This window comes from Ruthenibacterium lactatiformans (assembly GCF_000949455.1).
GTDB lineage: Bacteria > Bacillota > Clostridia > Oscillospirales > Ruminococcaceae > Ruthenibacterium > Ruthenibacterium lactatiformans.
Genome location: NZ_JXXK01000009.1, coordinates 20,611 through 33,103, shown reverse-complemented (window position 1 = coordinate 33,103; position 12,493 = coordinate 20,611). Strand labels below are relative to the sequence as shown.

General features: G+C 62.4%; 10 protein-coding genes, 1 pseudogene and 1 other annotated feature. Of the genes and pseudogenes, 2 read left to right on the top strand and 9 right to left on the bottom strand.

The genetic code is table 11. The features are described 5' to 3' along the window. The first annotated feature begins 16 nt into the window (after positions 1-16). Positions 17-802 (top strand): TatD family hydrolase, encoded by a 786-nt coding sequence (locus TQ39_RS08070; RefSeq protein WP_050005170.1) that lies wholly within the window; start codon positions 17-19, stop codon positions 800-802. Between the two features lie 106 nt (positions 803-908). On the opposite strand, the gene TQ39_RS08065 is transcribed toward TQ39_RS08070, so the two are convergent. The 8 genes and pseudogenes from TQ39_RS08065 to TQ39_RS08030 all read right to left on the bottom strand — a co-directional run bounded on the left by TQ39_RS08065 (position 909) and on the right by TQ39_RS08030 (position 8,392). Continuing rightward, positions 909-2,270 carry an MATE family efflux transporter gene (locus tag TQ39_RS08065; protein WP_050005214.1) on the bottom strand — a complete coding sequence of 454 codons (1,362 nt, stop codon included), beginning with the start codon at positions 2,268-2,270 and terminating at the stop codon, positions 909-911. 296 nt (positions 2,271-2,566) lie between these two features. Continuing rightward, positions 2,567-3,397, bottom strand: coding sequence for a MetQ/NlpA family ABC transporter substrate-binding protein (locus TQ39_RS08055; protein WP_050005169.1), 831 nt, complete (start codon positions 3,395-3,397; stop codon positions 2,567-2,569). Positions 3,398-3,482: 85 nt separating this feature from the next. Beyond that, on the bottom strand, positions 3,483-4,151 hold the full coding sequence (locus TQ39_RS08050; RefSeq protein WP_009323940.1) for a methionine ABC transporter permease: 669 nt from the start codon (positions 4,149-4,151) through the stop codon (positions 3,483-3,485). 5 nt (positions 4,152-4,156) lie between these two features. Further along, a complete protein-coding gene (locus tag TQ39_RS08045) occupies positions 4,157-4,897 on the bottom strand; it encodes a methionine ABC transporter ATP-binding protein (protein WP_050005168.1) in 741 nt (246 codons plus the stop codon). Positions 4,898-4,975: 78 nt separating this feature from the next. Continuing rightward, positions 4,976-5,231 (bottom strand) — a binding site (T-box leader). A gap of 59 nt (positions 5,232-5,290) precedes the next feature. Next, the gene (locus TQ39_RS08040; RefSeq protein ID WP_050005167.1) at positions 5,291-6,637 is read right to left on the bottom strand and encodes an MATE family efflux transporter; all 1,347 of its coding nucleotides are present in this window, start codon (positions 6,635-6,637) and stop codon (positions 5,291-5,293) included. A gap of 40 nt (positions 6,638-6,677) precedes the next feature. Next, positions 6,678-7,298 carry a maltose acetyltransferase domain-containing protein gene (locus tag TQ39_RS08035; protein WP_050005213.1) on the bottom strand — a complete coding sequence of 207 codons (621 nt, stop codon included), beginning with the start codon at positions 7,296-7,298 and terminating at the stop codon, positions 6,678-6,680. Positions 7,299-7,364: 66 nt separating this feature from the next. Continuing rightward, positions 7,365-7,553: pseudogene (locus TQ39_RS21620) on the bottom strand (GIY-YIG nuclease family protein); the annotation flags it as partial. 14 nt (positions 7,554-7,567) lie between these two features. Next, positions 7,568-8,392, bottom strand: a complete 825-nt coding sequence (locus TQ39_RS08030; protein ID WP_009323926.1) for an MYG1 family protein — start codon at positions 8,390-8,392, stop codon at positions 7,568-7,570. A gap of 224 nt (positions 8,393-8,616) precedes the next feature. Between TQ39_RS08030 and TQ39_RS08025 the strand changes: the two genes are divergently transcribed. Further along, complete coding sequence (locus TQ39_RS08025) at positions 8,617-10,782, top strand: N-acetylmuramoyl-L-alanine amidase (RefSeq protein WP_050005166.1); 2,166 nt, start codon at positions 8,617-8,619, stop codon at positions 10,780-10,782. A 350-nt stretch (positions 10,783-11,132) separates the two neighbouring features. Here the strand turns inward: TQ39_RS08025 and TQ39_RS08020 are convergent, their stop codons facing one another. Next, the gene (locus TQ39_RS08020) at positions 11,133-12,413 is read right to left on the bottom strand and encodes a hemolysin family protein (RefSeq protein ID WP_009323921.1); all 1,281 of its coding nucleotides are present in this window, start codon (positions 12,411-12,413) and stop codon (positions 11,133-11,135) included. Positions 12,414-12,493 lie beyond the last annotated feature (80 nt).

Below are 12,493 nucleotides of genomic sequence, written 5' to 3'. Positions count from 1 at the left end.
TGAACGGAGGGATACCATGATATTCGATACCCATGCACATTACACGAGCCGCCGGTTCGACGGGCACCGGGACGAAGTGCTGGACAGTCTGCCCGCACAGGGCGTATGCGGCGTGGTGGAATGCGGGGTGGACCTTGCCACCAGCCGCGCCGCTTTGGCGCTGGCTGAAACGCGGCCCTGGGTCTGGGCCGCTGCCGGCGTCCATCCGGAGAGCCTCATCGAGGACGACGCCTCCACGGTATATGAATTCCATGGCGACTGGCGCGCCGAGCTGGCGGCCATTGAACCGTTGTACGGCGATCCCCGGGTCGTGGCGGTTGGAGAATGCGGGCTGGATCACCATTGGCCCGTGCCGGAGGACGCCCAGCTGGCGCTGTTTGAAGCAGAGCTCGCCGCAGCACAGGAGCACAGCCTGCCCATTCTTGTGCATGACCGCGAAGCCCATGCCGAAACCTACGCGCTTTTGAAAAGGTACCGGCCCAGGGGCATTCTGCACGCATTTTCCGGCAGCGCCGACGACGCGCTGTGGATCGCCCGGCAGGGCATGCTGCTGGGCTTCGGAGGAGCGCTTACATTTAAAAATGCGCGCCGCGCCGTGGAGGCGGTGGCTGCGCTCAGCCTGGAAAATATCGTGCTGGAAACGGACTGCCCCTACATGGCGCCGGAACCGTTCCGGGGAAAAGAATGCCATTCCGGCATGATCCGCTTCACAGCCCAGAAAGTGGCGGACATCAAGCAGGTGCCTTTGGAGGAAGTGCTGCGTATAACAGAACAGAACGCCCGCGCGCTGCTGGGCGTATAAACGGCCCCGCACACCGGTCTGCCGCTCAAAAGCAGAAAGCTCCCGCCTTACCATCTTGAAAACGGTAAGGCGGGAGCTTATTTTCACAATGCCGGCCGCGGGGCACTCATCCTTCGAGGACCCGCGCCTTTTCCCATTTATGGCCCAGAAAACGCACGCCGAATACCAGTGAACGCACGGCCCAGTCGATCTGCATGGCCGTCCAGACGCCGAACAAGCCCATGCCCAGCCACGCGCCCAGCACATAGGACATGCCGATGCGGAACACCCACATGGACACCATGCTCGTCACCATCGTGAACCTGGCGTCGCCCGCCGCGCGCAGCGCGTTGGGCAGTGTGAACGAGGACGGCCAGATAAGCACCGTCACAACGCAGTTCACCTGCAGCACAGAAAGCGCAAGGTCCGTGGTCGTCTGCGGCATGGCGTAAAAGCCCACCAGGTACGGCGCCAGCAGGAACAGCGCGATATTCAGCAGGCCCATACTCACATAGGCCGCCGCCAAAAGGGTTTTCGTATAATGCCGCGCCTGCTGATAGTCTTTTGCGCCCACGCACTGGCCCACCACAGTGATCATCGCCAGGCCGATGGCCGAGCCGGGAATGTTGGACATAGAACCGACATTGTTGCAGATGGCATTGGCCGCGATAGCCGACGTGCCGAAGGTGGTGATGAGCCCCGCCACCAGCAGCTTGCCGATCTGGAACATGCCGTTTTCCAGCCCGTTTGGCACGCCCACGCGCAGGATGCTTTTGAGGATGCCGCCGTTCCATTCCGGGTGGAACAGGCGCTCCAGAAAGATGGGGTTGTCCCGGTTGCGCAGCAACAGCATCATCATCAGGCCCGCCACTGTGCGGGATGCCAGCGTGGCTGTGGCCGCGCCCGCCACGCCCCAGTTCAGGCCATAGATGAGCAGCGCGTTGCCGCCGATGTTGATAACGTTCATGATAAGAGATGCGAACAGCGAAATGCGGCTGTTGCCCATGCTGCGGAACAGCGCCGCCCCCGCGTTGTACAGCGCCAGCATCGGGTATGACAGCGCCGAAAGCCAGAAATATGTCTCGGCGGCCTGCATTACGTCCGGCTCCACATTGCCGAACACCAGTCGAAGGATGTGCCGGTTGAGCACCAGCACCAGCGCGCCGATGGCAACCGCCATGCCGAAGGTGGCGTATACCAGCTGCTTGGCGGAGCGGCAGGCATTTTCCCTGTCCCGCCGGCCCAGATACTGGCTTGCCACCACGGCGCCGCCCGTGGCCAGCGCGGCAAATATCTGAATGAGCAGGACGTTCACCTGGTCCACAAGAGAAATGCCCGAGACCGCCGCCTCGCCCACCGTGGAGACCATCACCGTATCGGCCATGCCCACCGTCACAAGCAAAAGCTGCTCCAGCACCAAAGGCAGGATCAGCCTCCAAAGCGCCTGCCGCGTAAACATCAGCGGGCGCGCGAATGTTTTTTGTGCCATCGTTTCCCCTTTTTGTGCGCCGCGGGCAGCGCCGCCGTCCCCGGAGAGACCGCCGGATGTCCGCTTCATTTAAAACAGCCGCAGGCCTTTTTCGGCCATGCTTTCCTTCCCTCGGGCCGCGGGCGGTGATTGTAAAGCCCGTGTAAACCCATGTCCTCTATTTTGCACCCGGCGCGCAAAAATTGCAAGCGCGCAAACAGCTGTCTGCAGTGTTTTTTGATTGCGAAGCTTGCGGAAAACACCGCGCACTTTCGCGCAAAAAATGCGCGCACCCAAAAGGTGCGCGCGAAAAGAACTTATTTGCCGAATACGTCCAGGCTTGCGGTCTTGCCCGGATAAATGCCCATCGGCTCGTAGTGCACGGTGGCCACGCTGACGATATGCGTGCTCTGCTCGGCATTGAAATCGTTCAGATACGGCTGGTGCTGGAAGTAGTTGGCGTCCAGCGAGCCGTCTTCCACACCGGTGTTGGGCATGACGTAATCGTCAAATTCCACAATGTCTAGCTCCACATTGTGCTCGGCCAGGAGGGGCTTCACATGCTCCAGGATTTCCGCGTGAGGGCTGGGCGACGCGCCCACCTTCAGCGTCACAGGCTCCGCGATCTCGGGAATATCCAGCTCCTGTGCGCCCATGGGCATCACAACGCCGTTGTAGCTCTCCTCGATCCATGCCTGCACGTCCCCGCTCATCAGCACGGCCACCAGAGCCTGCACGGCGGGGTCGTTTTCCCGGCCTTCCTTCACCGCAACGACATTGCCGTAGGTCTGCGCCGCCACGGATTCCGCGTCCTCTGTCGTGAGCACCTTATCCCCAATGCCCGCGCCGGAGGCGTAGTTGCCGTTGATGACGGCGAAATCCAAGTCCGGCAGGCTGGCGGGCAGGTTTGCCGCCTCCATCGCCTTGATGGTGACATTGTGCGGATTTTCAACGATGTCCTGTTCGGTTGCCTCCAGGCCCACGCCTTCCTTCAGCGTAAGGATGCCCAGGTCCTGCAGCAGGAGCAGGGCGCGGCCGCCGTTGGTGGCGTCCGCCGGGATGCCGATCTGATAGCCGGCGCCGCCGGAGCAGGCCGCCAGGCTCAGCGCCAGTACCAGCGCCAATACCAATGCCAAAAATTTTTTCATAACAAACTTCCTTCCCTCAACTGTTTTTCCAATATATCTCAAACCGCCGCAAACGGCGTGTTTGCCGAAGCCGGAGGCGCCCTGTTCAGCGCGTGCGCTTGTCCGCTTTGCGGGCGGCAAGATCAAAAATGATCTGGATGACGCACACCAGCAGGATCAGCAGCAGCACGGTGGCATACATGACGGGTTTCTGGTACCGCTGATAGCCGAAGCGGAACGCCAGGTTGCCCAGGCCCCCCGCGCCCACGCTGCCGGTGATGGCCGTATAGCCCAAAATGGTGATAAGGCTGATGGACAGCCCCCGCAGCAGGCTGGGCACGCTTTCCACCAGCAGCACCCGCGTGACGATCTGCCACCTGGTGGCGCCCATGCACTGGGCAGCTTCGATGACGCCTGTGTCGATTTCCTCCAGGCTCTGCTCCACCATGCGCGCAATGAACGGGGCGGCCGAAAGCGTGAGCGGCACCAGCGCTGCCGTGGCGCCGATGGACGTACCCACCAGCAGCCGTGTAAACGGAATGATGAAAAACATCAAAATGATGAACGGCAGGCTGCGCAGAAGGTTCACCAGCCATCCGAACACCGCGTTGAAGCGCGGCGCGGGGGCCACCCCGCCCGCCTTCGTCACTGTGAGCAGCACGCCCATGGGCAGGCCCAGCACATATGCAAACAGCGTGGCAAACAGCGTCATATATAAGGTTTCCAGCGTGCCCTCCCACAGCAGCGCGCCGTATTCGTTGAAAAACTCCGCCATTGTATTTACTCCTCTCTGCCCAGCAGCAGCTTTGTCACAGCGCTGCGCGGGCTGCCGAACACATCCGCCACCGCGCCGGACTCTGCCAGACGCCCCTCACTGATGACGGCCACATGGGAACAGATGGCCTGTACCACTGAAAGCTCGTGGGTGATGATGATGATGGTGACGCCCAGCTTTTTGTTGATATCCGTCAGCAGGGCCAGCATGGACTTCGTCGTAAGCGGGTCCAACGCGCTGGTGGGCTCATCACACAGCAGCATCTCGGGCTGTGTGGCCAGCGCGCGGGCGATGGCCACGCGCTGCTTCTGCCCGCCGGAAAGCTGGGCCGGGTACGCGCCCGCGCGGTCCTCCAGGCCGACAATGGCCAAAAGCTCCGCCACCCGGGCCTGCACCGCCGCCTTGTCGTATCCCTTCTCCAGCCGGAGGGGGAAGGCAACGTTTTCGGCCACGGTCTTCTGCATCAGCAGATTGTAGCCCTGGAACACCACGCCCATGCCCCGGCGCGCCGCGCGCAGCTGCGCGCCGGAAAGGGAAGCGATGTCCTGCCCGGCGAGCATGATCTGCCCGGAGGTGGGGCGCTCCAGCAGCGTCAAACAGCGCAGCAGCGTGGATTTTCCCGCGCCCGACATGCCGATGATGCCGTAGATGTCTCCTTTGCCGATCTCCAGGTTCACATCCTCCAGCGCCGTCACGCGCGGGCCCTTCCCCTCAAAGATCTTCGTCAGATGCGATATCGTGATCAAAACCGATTCTCCTTTTCTTTTCCCCTGTGCACCGCTCTGCGGCGGAGCAAACAAAAAGCCCGTCCCCGGAACTTACGTTCCAAGGACGGGCAGAAATGCTCGCGGTACCACCTTGTTTCGCTCTTTCCTCACGGAAAAAGCCTCAGCCGCTGCGCCCGCGGATGAAACGGGTTACAGCGCGGCACTGTAACGGGTGCGCCCGTCATGCGCTTGCCAAGGGCTCGCGCACGCAACTCAGAGGCCATGTTCAGCTATGCCCGCTTTGCTCCCTTCCACCGACCGGGAACTCTCTGAAAAAGCCTGCGCAGCTTACTCTTCTCGTCATCGTTTTTTGCGTATATTCCATATTATACACAAGTTTTCGCGGCTGTCAAGCAAATTTTTCTGCCGCGGTCAGGCCAGCAGCCCTGCGCCGCGCTCCCGCCAGCGGCCCGTTCGGTAACGCAAAAACGAGATAAGGTAATTGGCCGCCCAGCCCACAGGCACCGCGTACCATACCATCCGGATGCCCAGCCGGGGCGCCAGCACTGCCGCCAGAACCACGCGCAGCGTCAGGTTGACAAGATTTGCTGCGGTAAACGCGCCCATGTCTCCCGCGCCGCGCAGCACGCCGTCCGTGGTCATTTTCAGGCCGATGAGGATATAGAACCACCCCAGGAAACGAATGCAGGACGTTCCGGTCTCCAGCGCGAGGCGTGAGCTTTCCGCGTTGAGGAACAGCGCAATGAGCTGCTGCGAAAAGCACTGAAGCGCCGCGAAGATCACCAGCGCGAACGCAGCCAGAATGCCATAGCACGCCCGGTATCCCCTGCGCACACGGCTGTACTCCCCCGCGCCGATGTTCTGCGCGGTGTAGGAGGACATCGCGTTGCCCACCGCCGCCATGGGCACGGTGCAGATGCTCTCGATACGCATGGCCGCGGAATAACCCGCCAGCGTCTCGGCGCCGAAGCTGTTCACCACGGACTGTACCAGCATCATGCCGATGGACACCGTGGATTGCTGAAAGACGGACGGCAGCGCCACACGGGCCATGTTTTTCAATTCCCGCACATCGAAGCACACGGCCGACGGGGCATCGTAGGCCCGCAGCTCCCGCGCAAACAACAGGAAAGCAGCCACGGCGGATACTCCCTGGGCAATGAGCGTTGCCCATGCGACGCCCGCCACGCCCATCTTCAGCGTCAGCACCAGATACAGGTCCAGCCCCACATTCAGCACCGAAGAAAAAATCAACAGGTACAGCGGCACCTTGGAACGCCCCAGCGCGTTAAACATGGCTGAGAGCACATTGTACATAAACAAAAAGGGCAGGCCCAGAAAATAAATATTGAGATAGACCGCCGCATCGTCCAGAATGGACGCGGGCGTACGCAGCCATGCCATGATCTGCCCGCTGAAGGCAAGCCCGAACCCGCCCAGCAGCAGGCTCACGGCCAGAAATGTGAACAGCGCCGTGGAGATAAAGCGCTTCATCCTGTGATAGTCCCGCCGCCCGAAGGCTTGGCTGGTGAGAACGGACGCGCCCACCCCGCCGCCGATGGCGATGGAGATGAACACATTCGTCAGAGCATAGGAAGCCCCCACGGCCGCCAATGCGCTTTCACCCACAGCCTGGCCCACAATAACAGAATCCGTCATCGTGTAAAGCTGCTGGAACAGATTGCCGATGATCATAGGCGTTGAAAACGCGAGCAGCGCCTTTGCCGGGGCCTGCCGGATCAGATATTCCTTTTCCACTTTGACATGCTTTCCCTTCTGTGCCGGATGCCGCGCACCGCTATTCCAGCGGCACGTCGATCTTCCGGCCCCGGAAGTAGGTCTCCCTGTCCTGCGGGCCGATGGGACGCAGCACACGGCAGGGGCAGCCCACGGCTACCACGCCCGCCGGGATGTCCTTCGTCACCACGCTGCCCGCGCCGATGACCGTGTCATCCCCGATGGTCACGCCCGGCAGGATGACCGCGCCCGCGCCCACCCACACGTTGCTGCCGATGCGGACGTCGGCGTTGTACTGCATGGCCTGACGGCGCAGGCCCGGCTCAATGGGATGCCCCGCCGTGGCCACCGTGACATTGGGGCCGAACATCACACAGTCGCCCACATAAATATGGGCGTCGTCCACCAGCGTCAGGTTGAAGTTTGCGTACACCCCGCTGCCGAAATGCACATGGCGGCCGCCCCAGTTGGCGTGCAGCGGCGGCTCGATATAACAGTTTTCACCGATCTGGGCGAACATTTCCCGCAGCAGGGCGGCGCGCCTTTCCTGCTCGTGAGGGCGCGTGGCGTTGTAATTATACTGCTTCTCCAGACAGTCCGTCTGTTCGGCCATGATGGCCTCATCCCCCGGCAGATAAAGCCGGCCTTCCTCCATACGCCTGCGCGCTTCCTGTGAATCCATCGCAACAGCCATTGCTTTTTCCTCCGTTTCCCATTGCCGCGCTAGCTCCAGCTTGCGCGCCCGCGGCAGTGCCTTGACAGCGGCTTCCCGCCGCAGAGCGGCGCTTTTGTCCGTACACTGCTCCGCATATACCAGACGCACGGGCGCGCGTCCCCTGGTATACTTCGCGCCGCGCCCGCTTTGGTGGGCGGCAAGGCGCTTGGCCAGATCGTTCGTCCAGCCTGTGTACAGGCTGCCGTCGCCGCACTCCAGCATGTACACCCAATCCATTATCCGTTCAGCTCCATCGCGGCCTCACACGCGGCCACAGCGTCCTCCTCCGTGCCCGCAGTGACAAGGAACCGCCCCGCGTGGCAGAACCGCAGGGTCTCGATGCCCGAAAGACCGGGCAGCTCCTGCTCCGACGCACCCGCCCAGTGCGCGGGGAACGGCACCTTCAGCGCGGGCGAGCCAAAGGACGCGGGCACAGCCTGCGCCGCCCAGCCGCCCCGCTGGGACGGATATACCACAAAACGCGCCTTGCTGGGAATGAGCTGCTGCTTCCACGGCGCGAAGCGGGAGAGCCGCACGATGCGCCGCTTCATGCGGCCCAGCGCCTCATTCACCTCGGCGGCGGCGCGCTGCACGCTGCGGATGGCCTCCAGCTTGTGAGCCAGCATATCCTGCGCCAGCGCCACGGCCTGTGCAAAGCAGTCGTCCGGACGGTCCTCGCCATCCCACCGGGGATTGTACGCGGCGATGATATTGGCCAGCTGGTTGCCGCAGCCCGTATTATCGTCCAGATCCAGCGGCTGTACAAAGCTCTCGTCAAAGCGGCCCGCGTCCACGGGGCCGACAAGCTGCGGCCCCAGCTCCCGCCACAGCAGGCCGAAAGCCGCATAGGGCACACCGTTCTCCCGCACAGGGCTGTTTTTGGCATGATGATCGAACGGGCCGTCCCCAATGTCGAATACCAGCCCTGCAAAGCCTTGAGGCACCGCAAAGCCGCGCTGTATGGCAATGTTGGGGTTGCATATCTTCAAAAGCGCCGCGCTGAACACATCGTCGGCGTGAAATTTTCCGCCGTGGGTAAATGCGGTATCGGGTATCTGCAAAATATCGTCTCCTTTAAAGTGCCATAAAATCAAATCTACTCCCATAGCATAACATATGGGGGGCGTGTTTGGTAGCCGTTTTTTCACAGGAGGGCGAAAAACGCGGCTCCGGCTGTCTGCACGGGATACGATTTGGATACACAAAATGGGTATGCTATGGTATAGTAAAGGCAGTATTTTGTTTTATTTTGCCGTAAACTGCGGAAAAAAGGGGGTTTTCAAGGATGCATTTCAAACGCAGGCGGCGCCGTGCGGGCCGCGTGGTGCTTTTTGTTCTGGCTGCGGTGCTGCTGGCCGCGCTGGGAACCGGCATGTGGCTGCTGTGGCCCCGTGCCATGCGCCGGGATATGCCCAGTGCGGCGGCGCCCCAGGGCACGCTGCGGGGGCTGCGGCTCTCGTGGAGCTATCCAACGGCTGCGGGCGGGCTCTCCTCCGGCGGGCCGGAGGTTCTGGATACGCTGTTCGCAGACGCGGCGGCCTATGCCCAGGCCCATGGGCTGAACGCGCTGTTTCTGGACGTTGCGGACGCCGAATTGTCCAGCATCGCTTTCCGCGACCGCGCTTATGAGACCTGGCCCGGCGCGGCGGCAGACGACAGCCTGTTTCACAAATACGACCCGCTGCGCGCACTGTGTGAGCAGGCGTCCCAGGCGGGGCTGGCCGTGTACGCTGTGACGCCCGAGCTCTCCGGCAATGCGGATTGGGAGGCAGCGCTGGCGCGCATGCAGAAAAAATATGCCGTTGCAGGCCTGTATGTCGAAGGCAGCGCCCTGTTCGACAGTATTTCCCGGCAGGCGGTATTCTACGCGGACGAGGCCGCCTTCAACGATCCGTCGTCCCTGTTCCTTGCTTCGCTGGACACAGACGGCTTCCACGGCGCCGTATTCGATTATGCGCGGTGCCGGGCGCAGCCGGAGGCCTTCAGCGTGCTGGCCAGCGCGCTGGACGGCAGTGCGGCGCGGCCTGCGCTGCTGGAGTATACGCCCGGCGGGACACTGGCGGTATCCTATCCGGCGGACGGTGCGGCCGTCTACACCTCAGCCTGCTTTGTGATGGGCACGTCAGACCCGGCGCAGGAGCTGCTGCTGAACGGCACACCCGTGGAGAGCCGCGGCCCGGGCGGAACCTTCGGCGTGCTGGTGGACGTGGCAGAGGGCAGCAATGTGTATACCCTCACACAGGGCGGAACCAGCGTCTCTGTGACCGTGAACCGGCCCGCGCCCGCAGGCGGCGGGAGCGGCGGCACAACGGAGGTCCCCCACGACGACACTGCGGAAGTGGAGCCGGGCACGCCTGTGCGCATCCGAAACTGGATTGCCAGCCTGCTGTATGACCCCGCGTCCGACGGAAACATCAGCGAGACCGTACGCCAGGGCGCAGTTGCCACGGTGGCCGCCTGCACCGAAACACTGCGCGGCGGCAAGCGCACCTGGGCCTATCAGCTTGCCAGCGGGGATTTTGTGCTGGCTTACAATGCAGAGCCGCTGCCGCCGGAAACGCCCCGCGCCTCATTTACAGGCGCGGCCGCCGCGGCGACGGATACGGGCGAGGTGCTCACCTTTGCGGGCAGCGGCACACCGCTGGCCTATACCAACATGGTGGACGGCGCGCTGATGATGGATTTTTACGATGCGGACTTCGCGGCGGATTTCGCCGTTTCCGGTTCCGCTTTGGTGCAGAGCGCCGCGGTGGATCCGGGCGATGGCTGCACACGCGTCACGCTTACCTTTACCCAGCCCGTCTGGGGGCATACCGTGGAATATGCGGACGGCACCACGCAGGTCATCCTGAAAAAGCAGCCGGTGCGCAGCGATGTATTCGGCAAGCCTCTGACGGGAGTGGCCGTGCTGCTGGACGCAGGCCACGGTGACCATGACCCCGGCGCAATGGGCGCGGCGGGCACCGGGGCGCCCGCGGAAAAGGACGTCAATCTGGCTCTGACGCTGGCCGCAAAATACCGTTTGGAGCAGCTTGGCGCCACGGTGCAGACCATCCGGACAGACGATTCCTTCCTCTCTCTGGAGGAGCGCAACAGAGCCATTGTTGCCGGCCAGCCTGATTTTTTCATCGCCGTCCACCACAATTCCATCGACCTTTCCGTAGATGCGAACCTGCAGACGGGTACCGAGTGCTATTACTTCTACCCCGCGGGCAAAGCGCTGGCCCAGGCGCTGGTGCGCAATGTAACGCAGGCCACCTCCCGGCCGGACCGGGGCGCTCAGTGGGGCTACTATTATGTCACACGCAGCACCGTGTGTCCCGCAGTTCTGCTGGAGGCGGGCTTTATGGTGAACCCCTCCGAATACGAAAACGTCACCAGCGAGCCGCAGCTCTGGGCCGCAGGGGACGCCATTGCACGCAGCGTGCTGGAATGCGTGCCGCCGGGCTGAACCGCGCGCAAAAACAAACACCGCCGCCCCGGCAGCTTCGGCTGCGGGGCGGCGGTGTTCCAGCTTGTCGAAAAAGCTGCGCTTTTGCGCCAAGCTGCCTGCGAACAGGGCCTGCGGCCCCGTTCGCCGCGCACGGCGGCCTTCGGCTGCCGCTTCGCTCTACACGCCTCGGCACTGGCCCTGCGGGGCGCCGCGGGGTTATTTTAAATGAAAAGGGGGTCCTCCGCCTCTTTTTGGCGGCATTCGCCGCGTGGCTTGCACTTTGCTGCGCAAAAATGCATGGCTTTGCCACCGCCAGCTTTTTCCCCGGACGCTTCTTTTACTTCTCTGCCTTTTTCAGCTCCCGGGAGCTATTCCGGCGGAGCGTCCCCGCCGCCGTGCTCGCCGCGCGTCACCAGCAGGCTCTCGATGCGCTGGTCCTTCACTGAACGGATGGTCACATGAAGCTGCTTGTAGCAAAAGCTTTCCCCGGCGCTGGGAATATGCTCCAGCTCGGCCAGCGCCCAACCGCCCACAGAGTTGTAGTCGCAGTCGAACGTTTTGTCCACGAAGCCGATGGCGTCGAAAAAGTCCTCCACGTTCACGTCGCCCTCCACCTGCCAGCTGTTCTCGCTCAGCTGCCGGATGGGCGTTTCGTCCTTGTCCGTCTCGTCCCAGATCTCGCCCACAAGCTCCTCCAGGATATCCTCCATGGTCACGAGCCCCAGCGTGCCGCCGTGTTCATCCGTCACAACGGCCATGTGCTGCTTTGCCCGGCGGAACTCCGCCAGCAGCTCGCTGATGCGCTTGCTGCGGTAAACAAAAAGCACGTCCCGTTTGAGCGCCGCGGGCTCGATGGGCTTTCCCGCGGCCAGCCGGGCCAGCAGGTCCTTCGCATACAGTACGCCCACCACGTTGTCAATGGTCCCTTCATACACCGGGATGCGCGAATAACCGCCCTCCACACACAGCCGGATGATCTCCTCCGGCGGCGCGTCCAGCGCCGCCGCGGCCATATCCACCCGGGGCACCAGAATGTCCTGCACCGTCGTATTGTCGAACTCTATGGCCGACTGGATGATGTCTGTTTCCTGGCGGTCCAGCACGCCTTCTTCACCGACGGTGTCGATGATGGTTTTGAGTTCCTCCTCAGTCACGCTAGGCTGCACGTTCAGCTCACTGGAGCGCCGGCCTGTAAACAGGCGCTTGATCTGCACAAAGACCCACACCAGCGGAGCCAGCAGCGTTTTGACGATGTAAAGCGGGCCGCCCATGGCCATGCTCACGCGCTCCGCATGGTCCTTGGCGAAGCTCTTGGGCAATATCTCGCCAAAGACGAGCACCAGCACCGTGATAACGGCCGTGGCCACTGCCGCGCCCTGCTGTCCCAGCAGCGACGTGGCAATGACGGTGGAGATCGACGATGCAGTAAGGTTTACCACATTGTTGCCGATGAGAATGGCGGACAGCGTCCTGTCGTAATCATCGGAAAGGCCCAGCACGCGCTGCGCCTTTTTGTCTCCGTCATCCGCCTTATTCTTCATGCGGATGCGGTTGACCGACGAAAGCGCCGTCTCGCTTGCCGAGAAGAACGCCGAGAACGCCAGCAAAAGCAGCAGTGCCAGGTACATACCAGGGCCGGGGGTATCCAAAAAACCACTCTCCTGAAATCAATAGGGTCCCTTCCCGCCGTGCGGCCGGAAGCAAACAAAAATACTATAACAAAAAATGT